The 20,539-nt window shown below is 64.9% G+C and carries 20 protein-coding genes and 1 pseudogene; 12 read left to right on the top strand and 9 right to left on the bottom strand.

Translation table 11 applies throughout. From position 1 onward, the window contains the following. Positions 1-163 precede the first annotated feature (163 nt). Positions 164-1,789 carry a P-loop NTPase gene (locus KZ498_RS15040; RefSeq protein ID WP_312619847.1) on the top strand — a complete coding sequence of 542 codons (1,626 nt, stop codon included), beginning with the start codon at positions 164-166 and terminating at the stop codon, positions 1,787-1,789. On the opposite strand, the gene KZ498_RS15035 is transcribed toward KZ498_RS15040, so the two are convergent. The 4 genes from KZ498_RS15035 to trpC are packed head-to-tail and all read right to left on the bottom strand — an operon-like array spanning position 1,786 to position 5,517. Next, positions 1,786-2,589 (bottom strand): 2-amino-3,7-dideoxy-D-threo-hept-6-ulosonate synthase, encoded by an 804-nt coding sequence (locus KZ498_RS15035; protein WP_312619846.1) that lies wholly within the window; start codon positions 2,587-2,589, stop codon positions 1,786-1,788. The two genes, KZ498_RS15040 and KZ498_RS15035, sit on opposite strands and share 4 nt — an antisense overlap. Positions 2,590-2,615: 26 nt before the next feature. Continuing rightward, positions 2,616-3,446 (bottom strand): tryptophan synthase subunit alpha, encoded by an 831-nt coding sequence (gene trpA, locus KZ498_RS15030; RefSeq protein WP_312619845.1) that lies wholly within the window; start codon positions 3,444-3,446, stop codon positions 2,616-2,618. Further along, positions 3,446-4,708 (bottom strand): tryptophan synthase subunit beta, encoded by a 1,263-nt coding sequence (trpB, locus tag KZ498_RS15025; RefSeq protein ID WP_312619843.1) that lies wholly within the window; start codon positions 4,706-4,708, stop codon positions 3,446-3,448. The genes trpA and trpB overlap by 1 nt, the downstream gene beginning before the upstream one ends. After that, complete coding sequence (trpC, locus tag KZ498_RS15020; protein ID WP_312619842.1) at positions 4,705-5,517, bottom strand: indole-3-glycerol phosphate synthase; 813 nt, start codon at positions 5,515-5,517, stop codon at positions 4,705-4,707. The genes trpB and trpC overlap by 4 nt, the downstream gene beginning before the upstream one ends. A 114-nt stretch (positions 5,518-5,631) precedes the next feature. Between trpC and KZ498_RS15015 the strand changes: the two genes are divergently transcribed. Further along, positions 5,632-6,129, top strand: coding sequence for a GNAT family N-acetyltransferase (locus tag KZ498_RS15015; RefSeq protein WP_312619840.1), 498 nt, complete (start codon positions 5,632-5,634; stop codon positions 6,127-6,129). A 241-nt stretch (positions 6,130-6,370) separates the two neighbouring features. On the opposite strand, the gene KZ498_RS15010 is transcribed toward KZ498_RS15015, so the two are convergent. Next, complete coding sequence (locus tag KZ498_RS15010; protein ID WP_312619839.1) at positions 6,371-8,329, bottom strand: S8 family serine peptidase; 1,959 nt, start codon at positions 8,327-8,329, stop codon at positions 6,371-6,373. 653 nt (positions 8,330-8,982) lie between these two features. Between KZ498_RS15010 and KZ498_RS15005 the strand changes: the two genes are divergently transcribed. Together KZ498_RS15005 and KZ498_RS15000 are read left to right on the top strand one after the other, a co-directional pair. After that, entirely contained in the window at positions 8,983-9,267 is a 285-nt protein-coding gene (locus tag KZ498_RS15005) for a hypothetical protein (protein ID WP_312619838.1), read from the top strand. 168 nt (positions 9,268-9,435) lie between these two features. After that, positions 9,436-10,623 (top strand): redox-regulated ATPase YchF, encoded by a 1,188-nt coding sequence (locus tag KZ498_RS15000; protein WP_312619837.1) that lies wholly within the window; start codon positions 9,436-9,438, stop codon positions 10,621-10,623. 38 nt (positions 10,624-10,661) lie between these two features. Here the strand turns inward: KZ498_RS15000 and KZ498_RS14995 are convergent, their stop codons facing one another. The 3 genes from KZ498_RS14995 to KZ498_RS14985 all read right to left on the bottom strand — a co-directional run bounded on the left by KZ498_RS14995 (position 10,662) and on the right by KZ498_RS14985 (position 12,562). Then, entirely contained in the window at positions 10,662-11,234 is a 573-nt protein-coding gene (locus KZ498_RS14995; protein ID WP_312619836.1) for a hypothetical protein, read from the bottom strand. A 75-nt stretch (positions 11,235-11,309) separates the two neighbouring features. Beyond that, positions 11,310-11,909, bottom strand: a complete 600-nt coding sequence (locus KZ498_RS14990) for a hypothetical protein (RefSeq protein ID WP_312619835.1) — start codon at positions 11,907-11,909, stop codon at positions 11,310-11,312. Further along, a complete protein-coding gene (locus KZ498_RS14985; protein ID WP_312619834.1) occupies positions 11,906-12,562 on the bottom strand; it encodes a thioredoxin domain-containing protein in 657 nt (218 codons plus the stop codon). The genes KZ498_RS14990 and KZ498_RS14985 overlap by 4 nt, the downstream gene beginning before the upstream one ends. A 296-nt stretch (positions 12,563-12,858) precedes the next feature. On the opposite strand from KZ498_RS14985, the gene KZ498_RS14980 reads away from it, so the two are divergent. From KZ498_RS14980 to KZ498_RS14955, 6 genes and pseudogenes are all read left to right on the top strand, one after another. Continuing rightward, positions 12,859-13,110: a hypothetical protein gene (locus KZ498_RS14980; protein WP_312619833.1), complete on the top strand. Its 252-nt coding sequence runs from the start codon at positions 12,859-12,861 to the stop codon at positions 13,108-13,110. Next, on the top strand, positions 13,107-13,577 hold the full coding sequence (locus tag KZ498_RS14975) for a nucleic acid-binding protein (protein ID WP_396276136.1): 471 nt from the start codon (positions 13,107-13,109) through the stop codon (positions 13,575-13,577). The genes KZ498_RS14980 and KZ498_RS14975 overlap by 4 nt, the downstream gene beginning before the upstream one ends. A 224-nt stretch (positions 13,578-13,801) precedes the next feature. Beyond that, positions 13,802-15,279 (top strand): annotated as a pseudogene (gene ppcA, locus KZ498_RS14970) (phosphoenolpyruvate carboxylase). A 170-nt stretch (positions 15,280-15,449) separates the two neighbouring features. Beyond that, the gene (locus KZ498_RS14965; protein WP_312619831.1) at positions 15,450-15,857 is read left to right on the top strand and encodes an NAD(P)-binding protein; all 408 of its coding nucleotides are present in this window, start codon (positions 15,450-15,452) and stop codon (positions 15,855-15,857) included. A 368-nt stretch (positions 15,858-16,225) separates the two neighbouring features. Further along, positions 16,226-16,468, top strand: coding sequence for a UPF0058 family protein (locus tag KZ498_RS14960; RefSeq protein WP_312619830.1), 243 nt, complete (start codon positions 16,226-16,228; stop codon positions 16,466-16,468). 58 nt (positions 16,469-16,526) lie between these two features. After that, the gene (locus KZ498_RS14955) at positions 16,527-17,906 is read left to right on the top strand and encodes a hemolysin family protein (protein WP_312619829.1); all 1,380 of its coding nucleotides are present in this window, start codon (positions 16,527-16,529) and stop codon (positions 17,904-17,906) included. Positions 17,907-17,914: 8 nt separating this feature from the next. Here KZ498_RS14955 and eis read toward each other — a convergent pair whose 3' ends face one another. After that, positions 17,915-19,105 carry a GNAT family N-acetyltransferase gene (gene eis / locus KZ498_RS14950; protein WP_312619828.1) on the bottom strand — a complete coding sequence of 397 codons (1,191 nt, stop codon included), beginning with the start codon at positions 19,103-19,105 and terminating at the stop codon, positions 17,915-17,917. Positions 19,106-19,247: 142 nt separating this feature from the next. On the opposite strand from eis, the gene KZ498_RS14945 reads away from it, so the two are divergent. Both KZ498_RS14945 and KZ498_RS14940 read left to right on the top strand, forming a co-directional pair. Beyond that, positions 19,248-20,219 carry an aldo/keto reductase gene (locus KZ498_RS14945; RefSeq protein WP_312619827.1) on the top strand — a complete coding sequence of 324 codons (972 nt, stop codon included), beginning with the start codon at positions 19,248-19,250 and terminating at the stop codon, positions 20,217-20,219. Positions 20,220-20,359: 140 nt separating this feature from the next. Continuing rightward, the gene (locus KZ498_RS14940) at positions 20,360-20,512 is read left to right on the top strand and encodes a hypothetical protein (protein ID WP_312619825.1); all 153 of its coding nucleotides are present in this window, start codon (positions 20,360-20,362) and stop codon (positions 20,510-20,512) included. Positions 20,513-20,539: the final 27 nt, after the last annotated feature.

Here is a 20,539-nt window from a genome sequence, read left to right as displayed (position 1 = left end):
TGCGTATCACAGGCGGTGTATCCACTGGGTTTCCTGGATGTACCGACCACCTAACGGGGTTATCATTATTTATTGCTTTCCAATTATCGTAATTAATGTTGACCAGTAGAGTTATCAATGAATATTACTACCTATCTAGTCAGACAGTACTTTCCACCTACAAATGGTTACTAACCATGTCTACACGATAGCCGGGGCGAAAGGGGGGGTCGGAAAGACGACGTCTAGCATAAACCTCGGCACACTGCTGGCGGAAGCTGGGTATTCGACCGTCGTCGTGGAGATGGACCTCGCGATGGCGAACCTCGTCGATTTCCTCGACGTCGACATCGACACGGACGAGGACCCGACGTTTCACGACGTACTCGCTGGCGAGGCATCGGTCACGGACGCGATGTACGAAACCGACGTGGGCCTGTCAATTGTTCCGAGCGGGACCACGCTTGAGGGGTACGCGGACACCGACCTCGACCTGCTACCCGACATCGTCAAGACTCTCCGGTGGCACCACGACGTCGTCCTGCTGGACACGCCGGCGGGACTGAGCGAGGAGACGATCCGACCGCTCCAGCTCGCGGACGACGTGTTGCTCATTTCGACGCCGCGGGTGGCGTCAATCCGGAACGTTTCGAACACGAAGGAGCTCGCCGAGCGGGTCGACGCCCCGGTGCGGGGACTCGTCCTCACGAAATCCGGGACGGGGGCGTCGCCGGGTGCCGACGAGATAGCGGAGTTTCTCGACGTCGAACTGCTCGGACACGTCCCGGAAGACGACGCCGTCCCGCACTCGCAGGACAACGGCACACCCGCCGTCCAGAACGCGCCCAGGAGCGGTGCCGCGATTGCCTACAAGCGGATTTCGAGACAGCTCGTCGATACCGAGAAGGCGTCGGTCGACTCCACGGCAGTCGCGACCCATTCTGTCCCGGACGATGCAGTGCCGACATACAGGCAAGTGGAACAGCCAGCACCGGATGCCGAGCCCGCCGAGGCCGGGACGACAGACGGTGGCCTGGAAGTTCACCCACCGGGCACAGTCGCTGACGACAGCGACCTCATCGGTCCAGTGCCGCCCGAGCAAGACGGCGTTGACGACCGGGACGACGACGCAGAACCGACCGACGCCGACGAGTCACCCGTCTCGGAAGAGCAGACAGCGGCCACCGAAGACGAGACCGAAACCGGGTCGGTAATCGACGGAGAGGCTCTGGTCGACACCGAACCAGCACCGCTCGACGGGGCGGAGGAGAGTGGCGACGAGCCAGAGCCGGCCACCGGGACACCGCAGTCGGTTTCTGAGGACCTGCAAGATGCCAGCGAATCGGAGTCCGACACCGACGACCGGCAAGATGTCGACGAATCGGAATCCGACACCGACGACCTCCAAGATGCCGACGAACTACAGTCTGAGACTGGAGACCCGCAGAACGTCGACGAATCGGAGTTCGATACCGACGACCTCCAAGATGCCGACGAATCGGAATCCGACACGGACGACCGGCAAGATGCCGACGAATCGGAATCCGACACGGACGACCGGCAAGATGCCGACGAATCGGAATCCGACACGGACGACCGGCAAGATGCCGACGAATCGGAATCCGACACGGACGACCGGCAAGAAGCCGACGAATCGGAATCCGACACGGACGACCGGCAAGAAGCCGACGGGTCGGAATCCGACACCGACCCGACCGCTGACTCGCCGTCAGACTCCCCGGGCGACAGTGATTCGGATGCCACCAGTGACGGTCTCGGCGCGCGAATGCGGTCGCTGTTTGGCCTCTAGACCTCGACAGCCAGTCCGGCCTCGCGGAGCGCCTCCTCGGTGGTGGCGTCGTCGTGGACGACGGCGGAGACGGCGCGGGCAATCTTTTCCGGTTCGTCGTGCTGGAAGATAGAGCGACCCATCGAAACGCCGGCGGCCCCGGCGTTCATCGTCCCCCGGACCATCCGGACGGTCTCCTCGTCGGTCCCCTTCGAGCCGCCGGCGATGACCACCGGCAGCGACGTGGACTCGACGACGTGCTGGAACGTATCGGCGGAGCCGGTGTAGCCGGTCTTGACGATGTCCGCGCCCAGCTCTTCGGCCAGCCGAACGGCGTGGCCGACGGACTGGTTGTAGTCCTCGTCCTCGGAGTCGATGTCGGGGCCGCGGGCGTAGGCCATCGCCAGCACCGGCAGGCCGTACTGGCTGGCCTCGGTCGTCAGTTCGGAGAGCTCCTCGATCTGTTCGGGCTCGTACTGGCTGCCGACGTTGATGTGGAAGGACACGGCGTCGGCCCCGGCACGGATGGCGTCCGTCACCGTCCCCGTGGTCCGCTTGTCCTGCTCGTCCGGCCCGATGGTGGTAGAGCCGTTGAGATGCGTGATGTAGCCCGCGTCGTTCTTGTTCGGATGGACCCGCCCGGCGATGCCCCGCTGGGTGAGGACGGCGTCCGCGCCCCCGCTGGTGACCGCGTCGATGGTCGATTCGATGTCTTTGAGACCCTTTACGGCCCCCATTGTGATGCCGTGGTCCATCGGGACGATGACGTACGTGTCGTCTGTCCCGATGCGTTCGAGTCGTGCGCGTTTGCCTGCAGTCATGATATGAGACAGTGTGGCAAGTACGATTATGTGCGTTCCGGTTGCGGTCGTTCTGACGCCCCCCGGAGCGCCCCCGCTTTGAGTTCGCGAGCCTTGGCTTCGAGCCGGTCGGCCACCGCGTCGACGGGCTCGCCGTTCTCGTGGCCCTCGGCGACGATGTCGACCAGCGCTGAGCCGACGATGACCCCGTCAGCGCCGGCGGAGACGATTCGCTCGGCGTGAGCGCCGGTCTTGATGCCGAACCCGACGGCCTTGGGCACGTCCCAGTCGGAGAGCCGCGCCAGCGACTCCTCGGTGGCGTCGTCCACGTCCTCGCGCGCGCCGGTGACGCCCAGACGCGCCTGGACGTACACGTAGCCCGACACCTGTTCGAGCATCCGTTCGAGCCGGTCGCCTCTCGTCGTCGGCGCGACGATGAACACCAGGTCGAGACCGAACTCGTCGCAGGCCCGGCGGAGCGGCCCGGCCTCCTCGGCGGGGAGGTCCGGGACGACGAGTCCTTCGATGCCCACCGCGGCGGCCTTCTCGACGAACGGCCGGGGACCGTGCTCCGAGCCATACTGATAGATGAGGTTGTAGTAGGTCATACACACCAGCGGCACGTCCACGTCGAGGTCCTCGACGAACTCGAAGAAGCGGTCGGGCGTCATCCCGGCCTCCAGCGAGCGGACGATGGCGTTCTGGATGGTCTTTCCCTCCGCGATGGGCTCGGAGAACGGCAGGCCGAGTTCGATGACGTCGGCCCCGCCGCGGGCCAGCGCCTCGACGTATTCCAGCGAGGCCTCGTAGTTCGGGTCGCCGGCTGCGAGGTACGGGACGAAGGCGGGTTCGCCTGCGAAGGCGCGTTCGAGCCCCATCAGAGGCCACCCCCGCCGACTCGCTCAAAAATGGACATATCAGGCGCGATGTCGAGGTCCCGTTTGCTGGTCTCCTCGATGACCGTTTCGAGGTCCTTGTCGCCGCGGCCGGAGACGTTGACGACGACGGTGTCGCCGACCTCGTCGTGGTGCTCTTCGAGGTAGCCGAAGGCGTGGGCCGTCTCCAGGGCCGGGATGATACCCTCGTCCTGGGAGAGGCGGTGGAACGCCTCCAGTGCGGCGTCGTCGTCGACGTTGACCGGTGTGACGCGGTCCTCGTCGACCAGGTGGGCCAGTTCCGGACCGACGCCGGCGTAGTCCAGCCCCGCGGACACGGAGTGTGATTCCATTATCTGGCCGTCGGAATCCTGCAGGAGCTTCGTGCGCGCGCCGTGGAGCACGCCCTCGTCGCCGGTCGACAGCGTCGCGGAGTTGGGCGCGACGCCCTCCGCCTCGTCGACCTGCAGGGAAGAGCCGCCGGCCTCGACGGCGTAGAGGTCCACGTCGGTATCCTCGACGAAATGGGCGAACGTCCCCATCGTGTTCGAGCCGCCGCCGGCACACGCCAGCACGGTATCGGGCAGCCCGCCGGTCTTCTCGATGGCCTGCTCGCGGGCCTCCTCGGAGATGACCGCCTGGAAGTCCCGCACCATCTTCGGGAACGGGTGCGGGCCGACGATACTCCCGATGACGTAGTGGGTGTTCTCGACGGTGGTCGCCCAGTCACGCATCGTCTCGGAGATGGCCTCCTTCAGCGTGCCGCGGCCGACCGTGACGGGGTTGACCTCGGAGCCGTTGATGCGCATCCGGAACACGTTGGGGCGCTGGCGCGCGATGTCGGTCTCGCCCATGTATATCTCACAGGGCATATCGAGGTGGGCCGCCGCCATCGCCGTCGCCGTGCCGTGCTGACCGGCGCCGGTCTCGGCGATGATGCGCTCCTTGCCCATGTACTTCGCCAGCAGCACCTGGCCCAGGGCGTTGTTCAGCTTGTGAGCCCCGCCGTGGAGCAGGTCCTCGCGCTTGAGGTAGACGTCCGTGTCGTATCGGGCCGAGAGCTGGTCCGCGTACTGCAGCGGCGTCGGTCGGCCGCCGAAGTCGGCCAGCCGCTCGCGGAACTCGTCCATGAAGCCGTCCTCGTTTTCGATAACGTACCGCTGGTAGGCGTCGGTCAGCTCCTCGATGGCTGGCATCAGCGCCTCGGGCACGTACTGTCCACCGTACTCGCCGAACTTGGGGTCGTGTGCGTCGTCAGTACTCATGTGTCTGTGGTCGTCTCAACTGCATCAGTTTCCGCGTGTGTGAGTCGCCGCGTGTTCGCTTCCACGTCCGTCGCCGCGCCGTGGTCCATGATGGCCGAACCGACCAGCAGCGCGTCCGCACCGGCGTCGCGCATCCGCGTGGCGTCGTCCTCTGTCTGTATGCCGCTTTCCGCAATGAGTGTGACGCCGTCGGGAACCTCGGGCGCGACGGATTCGAACGTGCCGAGGTCCACATCGAGTTCGGCGAGGTCGCGGTTGTTGACGCCGACGACGTCCGCGTCAGCGTCGAGCGCTTTCTCGACCTCCGCCGCGGTGTGGGCCTCCACGAGGACCTGGAAGCCGCGCTCGCGTGCGGCCGTGAGGAGCTCCGCGAGGTCGTCAGTCCCGTCGGCTTCGAGAAAGCGGACGATGAGCAGGACGACATCTGCCTCGACGACGTCCAGTTGCTCCTCGTGGAGGATGAAGTCCTTCCGCAGGACGGGCACGTCGACGGCGTCCCGAACCCGTTCGAGCGTTCTCGCCGACCCGCCGAAGTGGTCCGGCTCGGTCAGCACGGACAGCGCCGCCGCGCCGCCCGCGACCATCTGTGTTGCGAGCGCGACCGGGTCGTCGGCCCGCTCGCCGTCCGCGGTCGGGCTCGTGGGCTTGATTTCGGCGATAACTGGCGTCCGCCCGTCGTTCGCCGCCGCGTCGAAGGCGTCGGACAGCGACCGGGGCGACACCGACACCCTGTCGCCGCCGCCACCGCGCTCCCGCGCCGTGTCGAGAATCGACTGGACCGCTGGTGCTATCTCCTCACTGTCGTCCATTACTGAACACTAACGTACAGAAGTGTACATAAGAGTTGCCCTCTGCCCTCGGCGGTTACCGCTCGTTGTCAAACATGCAATAATTCTATGGTGTCTCGCGTTACATGTTCACATATGTCGTTTCAGACACGTATCAGACCGGCCGAACCGGTAGACATCGCCGACATCCGCCGGGTCGCCAGGGCCGCGTGGCACACGGTGTACGACGACATCCTCGGAGAAGAGACGGTAAACGAGCTGTTGAGCGAGGGGTACGCGCCGCCGGTGCTAGAGCAGATGATCGACCTAGAGGAAGTGGGACTGTTCGTCTCGACGGCGGACGGGGACATCGTCGGGTACGCCAGTTGTGGGATGACGGACTCGGCGGGGTTCGGCGACCTCGACCTGTATGTCCACCCGGACTACTGGGGCGAGGGCATCGGGTCAGAACTGCTCTCGCAGGGAGAACAGCACCTCCGCGAACTCTCCGTTCGGAAGATACGCGACGAGGTGCTGGCCGAAAACGAGGTCGGGAACGCCTTCTACCGCAAGCACTTCGAGAAGGTCGACGAGCGGACGAGCGAGGTCGACGGCAAGGAACTGCCGGTCAACGTCTACGAGCGACGGGTTTGAGGCTACGGACGGCTGTCTCTTGTCGCGGCACTCGTCTGTGATGGACGCTGTCGGCTTTGTACCGGCTACTGTCGCCAGCCCTCGACAGTGCCGAATCGAGAACCTGGCCAGCGAGGGGCGGAGACCCAGAACGGGTGACCGGACGAATGAAAGCGGGGAAACGGGCGTTCACGCCACCGAATACGGGGCTCGGGCCGGAGTCGGATCGGTAGTCGTAGTCGAGGCGCGGGCCGGAATCGGATCAGTAGTCGTAGTCGACGAGGTACTTCGCCTCGAAGTTACACTGCTGGTTCCGCTTGTTCTCTATCTTCAGGAGGTAGTAAATCCCGTTCTGGGACCGGTACGTCTCGGCGACGTCGCCGGAGATCCAGCCAGTTTCGGAAGTCGGGCGGATCTCGTAGTCGACCACGACCCAGTGTGCCCAGGGTCCGACCCACTGTCGCCGGGTCTCGTTGGGCTGGAGCGTCCCGCCGAAGTGCGTCCCAGTGTAGCGACGCTTCGTGAAGCTCGCGGCCCGCAGCGCGCGGTAGACGTTCACGCGCCCGTACCCCATCTCGACGTTCCAGGCGCCGTTGGACTTGTGGCTGTGGTGGGCGTAGCTGTACTTGCTCGCGCTGACCTTGTCACAGGTCCGCTCGATGATGTCCCGGACCTCGACGTTCGTCAGCGACGGGTTGTAGCTCTTGAGCAGGCCGGCGAGACCAGCGACGTGCGGGGTCGCCGATGACGTCCCGTTGAAGAACTTGTAGTAGTCGCCGTCGGCGGAGCCGGCGGAGGCGCTCCCACTGTTGTAGCCGTTCGCGCCCTGGATGTCGGTGGTCCAGCACCGCACCGCCGGGGCCACGACGTCTATGTCCTGGCCGTAGCTGGCACCCCAGCGCTCCCCGTCGGGACTCTCCGGACGCTTGCGCTCGTCGTTCTGGTCGGACCCGCCGACTGCGAGGACCTTCGGGTGGGTCGCCGGGTAGCGGATGACGTTGTTGTTCTCGTTGCCCGTCGCCGCGACGAGAACCACGCCCTGCTGGTCGTGAGCGTTCTCGATGGCGGGGTTGATAATCTGCTTGTCCCAGGACCACCAGCCGAAGCTCATGTTGATGACGTCGACGTTGGCCCGATTCGCAGACTCGTTGATGGCGCGGGCCACCTCGACTTCGGTCCAGTTGGGGATGGACACCGCGTGGACCTTCGCGCCGCCACCGACCCCGGCGATGCCTTCCTGGTTGTCCAGTTCCGCAGCCGCGAGTCCCGCCACGGCTGTCCCGTGGTTCCCGACCGGCGAGCCGTCGTTTTGCACGGTGCCCGCGTTGAACCCGCTCCCGTCGTACGTGAGGTCCGGGTGACCGAGGTCACAGCCGGTGTCGAGGACGCCGATCTTGACGGAACTGCTGGCGGTGCCGAGGTTCCACCCTTCCCGGGCCCCGATCTTGTCCATGTCCCACTGTTCGGTGAAGAAGGTGTCGTTGGGGACGTGCGTAATCGCCTCCTCCGCCTCGGGGGACGGTTCGGCCTCAGCGGTGGCGGTCTCGGCCATCGGGGGCTCTATCTCCGGGGCCGCCGTGAGCGGACTCACCATCGGCTGGTTCTCCGTGCGCACGCTCTTGACGTTCGACGGTAGCGACTCCATCATCTGGCTGACGACAGTCTGCGCGGTCAGGCGCTCGTCGTCGACACGCATGAGCTTGCCGTTCTGCCGTTCGAGTTGCATGACACGGAAGTCACCGAGGAGGTCGTCGTCCTCGCCGGCGACCGGGTCGGCCTGGAGATGGAACTCCTCGGAGAGCGTCGCCATCGCGTCGGCGTCGGCCTGCGGGCCCGCCGGCTTGAGCTCGACTACGACGCGGTCGGGCAGCGCGGTGAAGTACGCCTCGCGTCCCTCCATGTCCGAGCGCCTGTACGCGGGGGCGATCCACTCTACCGTGTCGGCCGCTTCGAGTTCCTCGAAGGTTTCCTCGTCGAGGTCCTCCTCCGTGTGGATCCAGAAGCGTGTCGGACTGTCGTTGATGAGTTTGCCCGACTTCTCGCGGTCCTCCTCGGTCCCGGCGAGTTCGCTCTCCAGACGGATGTCGTAGTCCGAGAGGAACTCCAGCACGGCCTCGCGGTCCATCGGTTCGGTGAACGAGACCAGGAAGATAGAGTCGTCGCAGGTCGCGACGACCCCCTCGTCACCGACCGTTATCTGTGTCGGAAAGCCACCGATCATCGTCGCCCCTCCGTCGGTACACGCCACGCGGTTGTATCAGTTCGATACATAGCATAGTCAGGTACACGTGCCCTGGTCTTTGCTATGGAGTCCGTACCGTATATCCCGATCTGAAGGCCTGGAATACCTGTATTCGGGGACGAGATGTGATGGCTTATGACATGACCTGCCTACCCTTACCTGACCACGATACTTAGTAAGCTGACATGTACTTGAGAGAGAAGGTTCGGGCAACGAATCCGCGAGAGTCCCGCCACCACGTACCCGGCTCGTCCATTGGTGCCAAGGGCGCGGGTGGACAATCATGGAACTCCCGGCCGCGGTGTCCGTGGACCTGATTGACAAGGCCTCTATCCCGGGAATTCTGGCCTTACCGGAACACCGGCGGAACCTGTCTTGAGAAATTCGGAATTATTCGCGACGCAGCGTCTCTGACCGGCGTGTAATTCGCCGGAGGCAGGGTGGAAATGGGGCTTTCGGTCCTTCTGTCGGCCAGATACGCCCGTCTACCGCTGTCCGAGACCACGGCCTGGCCGCTGTGCCTGTATCGCGCCCCCTACTCGTAGCGTCGCGTCGGGGCGACTCCCCCAGAACCGCGTAATCTGTGCATAGTTATCCCCTCTCGACGACCGTCTCAGTATGGAGGCGTCACCGTGAAAATACAGATATCAATCTCAGATGACGCGGAAGAGAACGTAAACGTCGAGCAGGTCGAGGGGTCCGGGTCCACAGCCCAGACCGTCGCCTCGCCGACGGAGTCCGACGTGATCGGTGCACCCCCGCAGTTTGCACCCGTCGGCCAGTCGGGGACGGCCCCGAACGGGGACGGCGAGTCGGCCATCGATCCAGAGGCACCGACGGGGACGCCGACACCGGACCAAATGGGCGACGTGATCCCCGCCCCGTCGCAGTTCCGCGAGGAAGTGAACACGCAATAGCGCCCGCCGGCGTGGTGACTGACCGTCCGACGTCGCTGTCGCCCGGCGGTTTCGAGACACGATTGCCCGGGAGGGTGGCGTGTCAGTGCTGGTCGTCTGCGTGTGATGCTCAGGCACTCGCAGGTGGTTTGACAGGGTTTATGCCGCCGATTCACCTTCCTGTGCCCAATGAGCTACAAGATCGGACTCGTCGGCAAACCCTCCGTCGGCAAGTCCACCTTCTTCAATGCGGCGACGATGAACGACGTGCCAGAGGGCGCGTACCCGTTCACGACTATCGACCCGTCGATGGGCGAGGCCTATGTCCGCGTGGACTGTGCGGCCCCGGAGTTCGACCACACCTGTACCCCAAACCACGGTTACTGCACGGACGGCGTCCGGTTCGTCCCGACGAAACTCGTCGACGTGGCCGGGCTGGTCCCCGGCGCACACGAGGGGAAAGGGCTGGGGAACCAGTTCCTCACGGACCTCAACGAGGCCGACGTGCTGGTCCACGTCGTCGACTTCACTGGCGAGACGGACCTCGAGGGCGAACCCACCGAGGACCACGACCCGCGCGAGGACATCGACTTCCTCGAAGACGAACTGGACATGTGGTATCTCGACGTCCTGGAGAAGGGCATCGAGCGCTACCGCTCGGGCTACCACGGCGAGGACAAGGCCATCGAAGACGACCTCGCCGAGCAGATGTCGGCGTTCAAGATCAACGCCGACGAGATCAAACAGGTCGTGCTCGCGCTGGACCTCGAACTCGACCCCGACACCTGGGACGACGAGGACAGAGAGGCACTCGCTCGGGAAATCCGCATCCGGACCAAGCCGATGCTCATCGCGGCCAACAAGATGGACACCGAGGCCGCCCAGGACAACTGGGACCCCATCACGACGGACCCCGACTACGAACACCTCACGTTCGTGCCCGTCTCGGCCCACGCGGAGAAAGCTCTGAAGAACGGCGACGAGCAGGACGTGCTCTCCTACCGCCCCGGCGACGAGGACTTCGAGGTGACGGCGGACCTGCCCGAGGAGAAGGCCGCCGGTCTCGAACAGATCCGGGCGTTCGTGACCGAGTTCGGCGGCACGGGCATCCAGCAGGCGCTGGAAACCGCGCTGTTCGAGGAACTGGGCGCCATCGCGGTGTTCCCCGGCGCTCGCAAGCCCCAGGAGGACGGCACCTTCCTGCAGGACTGTTTCGTCCTCCCCGACGGCTCGACCGCCGAGGACTTCGCGTACTTCCTGCACACCGACATCGGCGAGGGCTTTCTGCACGCCCACGACGTGCGCACCGAGCGACAGGTCGGCGCGGACACGCAGCTGGACCACCGCGACGTGGTCGAGATCACGACGACGAACTGAACCCGTCGGTGCTGTTATGATACCCGGCGAGCGCCGGGCTACAGCAGGAGGTGGGCCAGCAACACGATGATTGCGACTTTCTTCACGAGGACGACGCCGATAATCAGCTGCGTCGTCGACAGGCTCCGCACGCGCTCGATGCCCCGCCGGAGGATGGCGGGCGACTGGGCGAGGTCACGCACCAGCAACCGCCACTCCGCGCGGAACGTCTCGACCGCCGAGCCCGCGCCGTCGGTGTAGGCGGCTTCGGGCCGTGGCAGCCACTCAGAGCCGGTGTATTCGAGTTCGACCAGCGACCCCTCCAGATGACTGGCCTGCTCGAACTGCAGGCCGTTCGCTTCACACAGCCGCTCGACCTTGGCGATGTCTCGGTCGCTGTTCAGGTCGTAGCGCCGCTGTATCGCGTCGGTCGCCCAGTCGAACCGGAACCGGCAGACGAGTTCGCTCTCACCGACCCACACGTCGGCGACCTCGGCCAGTTCGACCGTGCCGGCCGTCTCTTTGCGCTTCCGGTGGAGGTGCTCGTACTCGGCGGGGGACTCCGTCGACGCCGTCACCTGGGACTCCGTCTCGGGCATGCCTTCTCGGTACGGGTGTTCGGCTGACGACACTATACGTTTTCTCCCGCCAGAGCTGTCGATACCCCGCCAGAGCCGGAGAGACGACCGGCCAGCGACACGGACCGTTCAGCGGTCGACCGGGCAGCCGTTGATCTCGCCGCCGCGCATCCCCTCGGCGAGCCAGTAGATGGAGAGCGTCAACACCACGAGCGCCAGCAGCGCGAACTCCAGTCCGTCCAGCGGCAGAAACAGCAGCGAGGTCGAGACGCCGAGCAGCGACAGCAGTCCCAGCAGGACCGCCGACCCACAGGCCGCACAGCCCGCACCGAGCGTTCCGAGGACGACGCCCGCGACGCCCGCGCCGCCCTGCTGGAGGTCGAGGCCGTGCTCGCGGAAGTGGTAGGTCACCAGGCCGATGTCGATACCGGTGAGGACGGCCACGACGACCAGCAGGACCCCCTGTGCGGGGTTGAACGACGTGCCGATGAACGGGTACAGCTCGCCGAGCACGCGCAGCCGGCTGGCGGGCGGGAGCGACCCCCCGACCACGAGGTCAAGCACCAGCGGGACGTTCAGCGAGACGACGAACACCGTCAGCGAGACGACGGCGGCAATCGCGGCGACCGCCGCGTAGACCGGCAGCGTGAGCACGAGCCTGACAGTCCGGCCCATGAGCCGCCAGTCCCCACGCGTCGTCGGCAGGTGGAGCCCCCGTGCGGTGCTCATCCGTCACCCTCCCCCAGCGCCTCCGCGATGAGGTCGTAGCTGACGCTCCCGTTGACCTTCGTCACGAACTCGCCGTCCTCGAACAGCAGGATAATCGGCGTCGTCTCGCCCAGCCCGGCGTCCTCGGCCGCCTTGATGTCGGCCTGGACGGCGTCGTCGTGTACCCGCTCCCGCGCGTCGCTTGCGACCGCCTCGCCGTCTAGCTCTGTCTCGTCGGTGAGAAACGTCGCCGTTCGGTCCAGGACGTTGTCCGAGTCGAACGACGACTGTTCGGCGAAGTAGTGGTCGAACAGCGCCCAGTAGGCCCCGCTGTCGCGGGCGAACGTCGACTCCAGCGCCTGCGTCGCCGGCTCACCCCAGGGGTAGATGACGGGGTAGGTCCGGACGACGTACGCGCCCTTGCCCGCGTCCACGATGTGCTCCCGGATGTCCGGCAGCGTGTTCTCGTGGAAGCGGCGACACGTGGGACAGGAGGGGTCTTCGAACGCCAGGACGACATGGCCGCCCAGTTCACCGCGGCGGGGCTGGGCTTCGAGGTCCGCGGCCGCCGGGTGGTCGTCGATGGATTCGTTGGTGTCCCCATCGCTACTGCACCCCGCAACTGCGCCGACGACACCCACCCCGGAGAGTGTCAGAAAGCGTCGTCTGTTCATATTCGACTGGTCGGTCCGCGCGGGTTTAGCGTTTGTTCTACTGTGTGGCCCCGATGAGTAACCGTCTTGTCGCCGGCGACGGTAGCATCCGCCGGCCGATGACGACGACCCACGGGGCCGAACCGGGGTGACTCCCCGCTGGTGACGAGCCCTATGAGTGCCGAGGCCGCTATTTTTGACGGTAGAAGGTGTCTCTGAGGGAGTCTGGTTGTGGCCACAGTAGACATAGGCCCCGGTCAGGGCTGTTTCGGACTGGCAGACGCGGATTTATGAACGGTGCCGAGTAAACACACAGTATGGCCGCCGAAATTTCCGACCGGGTTCGAGAAATCGCGGAGGCCCGCGGCCTTCCGGAGTCCGAAGTGTTCGAGCGGGCACTCGAACGCGGACTCGAACACCTGTGGGAGGACCTCGTGCTCGCACAGTACCTCGATGGGGAACTCGACCGCGAGGAAGCCATCGAGCACGTCGGGCGGACGAAAGTCGAGCGAGCGGAGCGAGAGCGTGAGGTCGTCGAGGAAGACGTTGACTGGGGCTTGAACGCGTGACGCCTGTGGCCGTTTCGGACGCAGGACCGCTCATTCACCTCGCCGAAATCGATTCAATCGAACTGCTCTCGACGTTTGACACGCTCCTCGTCCCGGAGACGGTTTACGAGGAGGTCGACGTCGGTGGTGTTCCGGACGGGGTGGCCGACCTCTCGTACGAACTCGTCGAAGCCGACGAAAGCCGAGTCAGAACTGAGGAACTGGACGCCGGAGAATGCGCCGCGATTGCGGTCGCAAAAGAGCGGGGAGTCGTTCTTCTAACCGACGACCTCGCCGCCCGAGAGACAGCATCCGACGCGGGCGTCGAAGTACGCGGTTCTATCGGCGTCATCGCGCTCGGGTATAGTCGCGGATTGCTCGACAGAGACGAAGCGGCATCCCGTATGCGAGCACTCCAGCGTGAGACGAGTCTCTTCGTGACCGAGGCGGTTGTGGAACGCGGCATCCAGATGCTGGACGAACAGTAACGGGATGAGCGGACTCTATAGACGCTGTAAACACATTCACTATGGATAGATTGTGAGTCGTGAGTGCCGAGGCCACACTATTCAGAGTGAAAGTGAAAGAACTGATGAAGAGGGTCCGGCCGCGCGACGCGACCACGGTTTGCAGAGCCGTTACCGACTGCTGACGGCGGATGGGACTCAGGTACTACGCTGGGATTTTTGTTCGTCGGAGCCTTTGTGCGCCTATGCCAGACGTGCCCCGGTTACTGAGCACGCAGCACCCGGACAACGCCACGCTACCGTTCTTTACTGCTGGCGATGTCATCGAGGGTGAGGACGAAATCCAGGAAGCGTACTACGTCGCGTCACATCTCGGCTGTGACGAGCAGATGTGGGATTTCGAAGGGAAAGAGGGCGACGAGTACGCTGTCAAGAAACTCCTGTCGCGGTACGACGACTTCTTCGCCGAAACTCGGCTCGGCGAGGACTTCCGGCTGACCGTTCGGGGACCGAACCCCGATGTCGAGGCGTCGGAGGCGAAGTGTTGCTCGAAATCCTCGAGAGCGTTCCGCGGTCGTTCGACGCCGCTCGCCTCTTCGCAGAGGACCACGGTATCGAGACAGTCCCGCCGATCTTCGAGGTTATCATCCCGATGGTGACGGACGCCGACCAGATCAACGCTGTCCACGAGTACTACACGTCCTACGTCACCGGCAAGGCAGAGGAGATAGTGTGGGGCGACCGCACAATCAGCGACTGGGTCGGTGACTTCCATCCGGACAGTATCAGCGTCATCCCCCTCATCGAACAGCGCGACGCCATGCTCCGGGCTGACGAAATCGTCCGCGAGTACGCGACTGCCCAGGACCTCGACAGCGTTCGGGTCTTTCTCGCCCGCTCGGACCCCGCGCTGAACTACGGGTCGCTGGCTGCCGACCTCATCAACAAGATCGCGCTGCAGCGGTTGTACCAGGCTGCCGACGAGATCGGTATCGAGATCCATCCGATGCTCGGCAGCGGCTCCGCACCGTTTCGCGGGAACCTGACGCCGGACCGAGCAGCTGCGGTCGCCGACGCGTACTCCGAGGTGGAGACGTTTACCATCCAGTCGGCGTTCAAGTACGACTACCCGGTGGAGACAGTTCGCGACGGACTCGAAACCCTGCAGGCAGCAGACCTGGGGTCGCCGCCGTCACCTATCGACGAGGAGCGTGCGCTCTCCATCGTCGACCGGACTGCTGGCGCGTACACCGCGCAGGTCGACGACATCGCGCAGACGGTCAATCGGTTGGCTACTGCGGTTCCGGACCGCCGGGCACGCAAGCTCCACGTCGGTCTGTTCGGGTACTCCAGAGAGGTCGGCGAGAACGCCCTCCCCCGGGCAATCGGGTACACGGCATCGCTGTACAGCATCGGCTGTCCGCCGACGTTGCTCGGCGTGCATGCGCTCGACGAGGCTGACAGGGGATTCATCGAGGACGCCTTCCCGGCCTTTTTCGACAACCTCCGCGATGCCGCTCGCTACTACAACCCGCGGTGTACGGATGTCCTCCCGCTGTCGGCGGACTCGCTCGAAACCGCGACGGAGATGGTGGACGTGGAGCCAAACGAGGAACACCGCGCGGCGACCGACGCGGCAATCGACGCGTTCGAGTGTGGTGACGAGGAGGCGCTCCAGACGGCAGTCCGGCGAGGCGCACGCGAACGGCAGTTCCTCGGATAGGACGAGTCCGGACAGGGCCACGAGAGGTCGGCTGCTTCGTCTGTTTCGAGTGTGGTGAGAGGTCCGTGGCCGGGAGAGAACCATACGGATACTACGACCGAGGCGACTGTCGCACTCCCTGACATGCTAATCCTTAAACCGTCACACGCCGTGTATTGTCATGTCTACTGATGACACGGAACATCGTTATCGTCGGCGCTGGCCGCGTTGGCAGGCACGTTGCGGAGCAACTCAGAGAAGAGCGAAACGCAGTCACTGTCATTGAACAGAACCCGACAAACTGTGAGCAGGTGGCCCCGAAGGTGAACCGCGTCATCGAGGGTGATGGGTCGGACCCCGATGTCCTGGGCCAGGTTGATCTATCCACAGTCGACGTCGTCGCTGCGCTCACCGATAACACTGAAGTGAATCTCGCCGTCTGTGAGATGGCATCGGACGGAAACGCCGATGTCAAAACGATTCTCCGCATCGCACGGGACGGCGAACAGGACAACGCACACCGGCACTTTGTCGACAGTGTCGTGTATCCCGCATCGGCTGGGGCGGATGTCGCCCTGGATCGGATTACGTCAGTCTGAACGAAGCGGCGAAATCACCACAGACGCACCCGGCGAGGGGAGAGCTGTGGGTCGGTCACCTGTACTAACCGAGCAGGCCTGGTCGCTCTTGCCGGTTCTGGGCGAGATACAGGCCCTGTACTCGTCCCGACCGCCGGAACCTGTCACTGGCGTTGCCACTATTGATTAACTGAAATATAGCGGGTATTGATACTCATTCACATACGTAGTTGAGACCGGAGACAACGGCATCGTTCCGTTGTTCCGACACCCACCCGCACCGTCCCCGTCCCGCTCTCGGTTGCAGTCCACTGAGGAATCGGAGCAGCGCAACGCTGTGAATGGATCGCCGTTGCTCTCCAGACCCCCATTCGACTGAGACCACAATCATGCGCAAAACGGAGTACATCCACACTCACGCTCTGCTCGCTGAAGTCACACGACGGTTGGTCGAGAACGGAACCATGTCGGTCGAGACGCTGTCTACGTACGACGCGCTTGAGACGCGCCCGTCAAGCATTCACAAATCGAAACAGAACCACCGCGAAGCGATTCTGATGCTCGGTCGTGCCATCGAGTCGTGTCTCAGAGAGGCACGCACTGACAGCCACGAGCAATCGGTGAATCGATGACGGGCAATCAGCGGTAGTACGGGCGAGTGTATTCCAGCACTTTAGTACGGCGACCGACATGGGGTTGTATGAACACACCGACGCTCTCCATCCTGAGGTTGCGATGGTAAATATCGCACTCTCGGCGGCACAGCTCGTCTTGGCGCTAATACTCGTGGGACTGAACGGGTTTTTCGTCGCCGCGGAGTTCGCCTTCGTTCGCGTTCGCGGCACGTCAGTCGAGCAACTCGCTGACGAGGGGCTAACCGGTTCGGGGTCCCTCCAGGCAGTGATGGCGGACCTGGACAACTACCTCGCGGTGACCCAGCTCGGAATCACGCTGGCCTCGCTGGGGCTGGGGTGGGTCGGCGAGCCCGCCGTCGCGGCACTGCTCGAACCCGTCCTGGCGCCGGTTCTGCCGGAGAGTCTCCTCCATCTCGTGGCGTTCGCAATCGGGTTCAGCATCATCACGTTCCTCCACGTCGTCTTCGGCGAACTCGCACCGAAGACGTTCGCGATTGCCCAGACCGAGCGGCTCTCGTTGTTGCTCGCGCCGCCGATGAAGTTGTTTTACTACCTGTTCTATCCCGGTATCGTCGTGTTCAACGGCTCGGCCAACGCCTTCACGCAACTGCTGGGTGTGCCGCCGGCCTCGGAAACGGACGAGACGCTCGGCGAGCGTGAGATACGGCGAGTGCTGGCCCGGTCCGGCGAAGAGGGGAACATCGACGCGTCAGAGGTCGACATGATCGAGCGCGTGTTCGACCTCGACGATACGGTCGTCCGGGAGGTCATGGTTCCGGGCCCCGACGTCGTCAGCGTGCCGGCCGACGCCACCTTGTCCGAAATCCGGGCAGTCGTTCTCGACGAGGGCCACACGCGCTATCCGGTGGTCGACGCCGACGACAGCGACCAGATCGTCGGGTTCATCGACGTCAAGGACGTGCTGCGGGCCGGCGAGGAAGGCAACGAGGACGTGACCGCAAGCGACATCGCCCACGAGATACCCATCGTCCCGGAGACGACAGCTATCAACGACCTCCTGTTGCAGTTCAGGCAAGACCACCGTCAGATGGCCGCAGTCATCGACGAGTGGGGGTCGCTCGAGGGCATCGCGACAATCGAGGACGTGGTCGAGGCCGTCGTCGGCGACCTGCGCGACGAGTTCGACGTCGACGACCGCGAACACGCGATACGCAAGCTAAGCGACGGGAGATACGCCGCCGACGGCGGCGTGTCCCTGTCGGCAGTCAGTGAGGCCCTCGGCGTCGACCTCGACAGCGACGCGGTCGAAACCATCGGCGGGCTGGTGCTGGGTCGGCTCGACCGCGCGCCGGAAGTCGGCGACAGCGTCGAGGCGGCCGGACACGTCTTCGAGGTGACGAGCGTCGACGGCACCCGCATCTCGACGATCCGAATCAGCGAGGGCGATGTCGACGACTCGCCGTCGACCGTGTGAGCGACCGCTCAGAAGAACTCGTCCAGATAGACGGGCGCAGGTCGGAAAACGTCCGCGAGCGGGGCGCGGACGGACTCGACGAGTATCTCCAGTCCGGCCAGCCGCTCGGCCGCGTCGGCGCCGTGTGTCCCGACGGCCAGCTGTGAGAGGGTCGCGACGTCGACGGTCAGGTCGGCCGCCGAGTCGGCGGCTGGAAGCGGGTCGACCGTCGCGGTGCCACTGCTCACCGACAGTCGGAACAGGCCGTCGTTGCGGTCGAGCAGCGGGTCGCTGACCGAGATGGTACAGGCGAGGTCGCTGTCGGGCCACTCGAGGCGTTCGAGGTGGGTCACGTCGGTGAGACGAACCATCGGCCCGGCCTCGACAGTACAGTCGACAGCCGCAGGGTCGTCGACGCGATGGAGGAGGGCGGCGTCGGGCGGTAACTGGAGCGCCACGCGCTCGACCTGTGCCCCGTGTCGGCCGAGGAACGAGAGCAGTGCCCGGTGGGCCTCCTCGTCAGCGGCCGCGACGTTCGTGACCGAGAGCGTGTGGTCGGCATCGTCCGCGACGGTGTACACGAGGTAGCCCCGGAGTTCCCCGTCGCGTTCGTAGCCGTAGCAGTACGGGACGCCGCCGCCGTCCCAGTCGGCGAGCGTGCGCTCGCGCCACCACGCTTCCGAGCGGCGGAGCGAGAGCGCCGTCCCGGCGGCCGCGGCGGACTCGACCCGGCGGAGCCGCTCCCAGTCGTCGGCGTCGAGGCGGACCAGCCGTCCGGCGGTGTCGTGGTCCGGGAGCGCCGACGGCGGCAGGCCGTAGCGGCGATACGTGTTCGCCGTTCCCCAGCCCAGGCGCCGGTAGAACGGCGTCGAGAACGGCCAGAGGGTGACGAACCCGACGTCGGCCTCGCGGTACTCGCGCAGTGCGTGCCGACAGAGGTCGGCGGCGTACCCCTGCCCGCGGTGTTCGGGCGGCGTCGCAACCGCGCCGAGGCCGCCGACTGTCGTCGCCGCGCCGCGAACGGTCGTCTCGAGGAAGTACAGCTTGCAGACGGCCCGGAGGCTGTCGCCGTCGTAGAGGCCGCGCTGGTCGAACAGCGACGGCGGCCAGTCGCCGTCCGGGTCCGGGTCCACGGGCCCCTTTCCGGGCGCGAACGCGTACTGGAGAATCCGCTGACAGGCTTCGCGGTCAGTCGCCGGGACAGGGCGGAACTCGGACATACCGTCCCGGGCGGTCGCCAGCTACAGAAAGCTAGGCATCTGCGTGGCGACATCGTGGTCCCGCGTGGGCCGAGCCCCCGGACCTGCAGGCGACCCACGTGACCGGCAGAGGACTTTACACCCTCGTGGTCGACCGGACAGTATGGAGTACTCGACGTTCGGTTCGACCGGCATCACCGTCTCGGACATCTGTCTCGGCTGCATGAGCTTCGGGACGCAGGGTGACGAGTGGACGCTCGACCGCGCGGAGAGCCGCGAGGTCATCGAGCGTGCGATAGAGCTGGGCATCAACTTCTTCGACACGGCCAACGTCTATTCGGACGGCGAATCGGAGGAAATCCTCGGCGAGGTCGTCTCGGAGTACGACCGCGACGAGTTCGTCATCGCGACGAAGGGGTACGGCCAGATGCGCGAGGACGACCCCAACTCCGGGGGGCTCTCGCGGAAGGCCATCGAACAGGAGCTGTCGAACTCACTGGACCGGCTCGGGATGGACACCGTCGACCTCTACCAGATCCATCGCTGGGACTACGACACGCCAATCGAGGGGACACTCCGGACGCTTGACGACGCGGTTCGGCGCGGCCAGGTCCGACATCTCGGGGCGTCGTCGATGTGGGCCTACCAGTTCGCCGCGGCGCTGTCCGCGTCGGACCGCCTGCACCTCGACCGCTTCGTCTCGATGCAGAACCTCTACAACCTCGTCTACCGCGAGGAGGAGCGCGAGATGCTCCCGCTCTGTGAGACCGAAGACATCGCGGTGATGCCGTGGAGCCCGCTCGGCGCGGGCTTTCTCACCCGGCCCCACGAGGAGTTCGACGCGACGACCCGGGGGGCACACGAGGCCGAAATCGGTCGCCCGTACGCGGCGGGTGGCGGCCGCGAAATCAACGAGCGCGTCCAGGAACTCGCCGCCGAGAAGGGCGTGTCGATGGCCCAGCTCGCCCTCGCCTGGCAGTTCCACAAGGAGTGGGTCACGACGCCGATTCTGGGCACCTCAAGCGTCGAGCACCTCGAAGCAGCCGTCGAGGCGCTGGAAGTCGACCTCACCGACTCGGACATCGAGTACCTGGAAGCGCCCTACGAGCCGGTCCCTATTTCCGGCCACGAGTGAATCGGCGACCTGAAACCGCCGCCGTGTCCGTCAGCATTGCTTTGTCGATTCCGACACAAGCGGCGCTTAGCTGCCCTCTCCTCCCGTATTCGGGACTTCGACGCAGGATTTAATTTGTTGTAAATCCAATATTTATACGTATGGTGCTGGAAACGCTCAGATCCCTCGTCAGGACCGACACGACGTACCGCTACGAGTGCAACGTCTGTGGCGAGGAGTGGGAAACCACCGAGTTGCGACACAGCGCCGAATGCCCCGACTGTGGCGGCCCGCCGGTGCCGGTGACGAAGTGACGACGCCCCGGTGAACGACCCTGTCGG

The organism is Haloarcula sp. 1CSR25-25 (assembly GCF_032027985.1).
Taxonomy (GTDB): Archaea; Halobacteriota; Halobacteria; order Halobacteriales; family Haloarculaceae; genus Haloarcula.
This window is presented reverse-complemented; position numbering and strand designations above follow the sequence as displayed.

Coding starts and splice junctions, on each gene's coding strand:
- KZ498_RS14965 (WP_312619831.1), top strand. CDS start 15,450: ATGACACGGAACATCGTTATCGTCGGCGCTGGCCGCGTTGGCAGGCAC.
- trpB (WP_312619843.1), bottom strand. CDS start 4,708: ATGAGTACTGACGACGCACACGACCCCAAGTTCGGCGAGTACGGTGGA.
- trpC (WP_312619842.1), bottom strand. CDS start 5,517: ATGGACGACAGTGAGGAGATAGCACCAGCGGTCCAGTCGATTCTCGAC.
- trpA (WP_312619845.1), bottom strand. CDS start 3,446: ATGGGGCTCGAACGCGCCTTCGCAGGCGAACCCGCCTTCGTCCCGTAC.
- KZ498_RS14980 (WP_312619833.1), top strand. CDS start 12,859: ATGGCCGCCGAAATTTCCGACCGGGTTCGAGAAATCGCGGAGGCCCGC.
- KZ498_RS14955 (WP_312619829.1), top strand. CDS start 16,527: ATGGGGTTGTATGAACACACCGACGCTCTCCATCCTGAGGTTGCGATG.
- KZ498_RS14940 (WP_312619825.1), top strand. CDS start 20,360: ATGGTGCTGGAAACGCTCAGATCCCTCGTCAGGACCGACACGACGTAC.
- KZ498_RS15000 (WP_312619837.1), top strand. CDS start 9,436: ATGAGCTACAAGATCGGACTCGTCGGCAAACCCTCCGTCGGCAAGTCC.
- KZ498_RS14960 (WP_312619830.1), top strand. CDS start 16,226: ATGCGCAAAACGGAGTACATCCACACTCACGCTCTGCTCGCTGAAGTC.
- KZ498_RS15015 (WP_312619840.1), top strand. CDS start 5,632: ATGTCGTTTCAGACACGTATCAGACCGGCCGAACCGGTAGACATCGCC.
- KZ498_RS14945 (WP_312619827.1), top strand. CDS start 19,248: ATGGAGTACTCGACGTTCGGTTCGACCGGCATCACCGTCTCGGACATC.
- KZ498_RS14990 (WP_312619835.1), bottom strand. CDS start 11,909: ATGAGCACCGCACGGGGGCTCCACCTGCCGACGACGCGTGGGGACTGG.
- KZ498_RS14985 (WP_312619834.1), bottom strand. CDS start 12,562: ATGAACAGACGACGCTTTCTGACACTCTCCGGGGTGGGTGTCGTCGGC.
- KZ498_RS15010 (WP_312619839.1), bottom strand. CDS start 8,329: ATGATCGGTGGCTTTCCGACACAGATAACGGTCGGTGACGAGGGGGTC.
- eis (WP_312619828.1), bottom strand. CDS start 19,105: ATGTCCGAGTTCCGCCCTGTCCCGGCGACTGACCGCGAAGCCTGTCAG.
- KZ498_RS15035 (WP_312619846.1), bottom strand. CDS start 2,589: ATGACTGCAGGCAAACGCGCACGACTCGAACGCATCGGGACAGACGAC.
- KZ498_RS15040 (WP_312619847.1), top strand. CDS start 164: ATGGTTACTAACCATGTCTACACGATAGCCGGGGCGAAAGGGGGGGTC.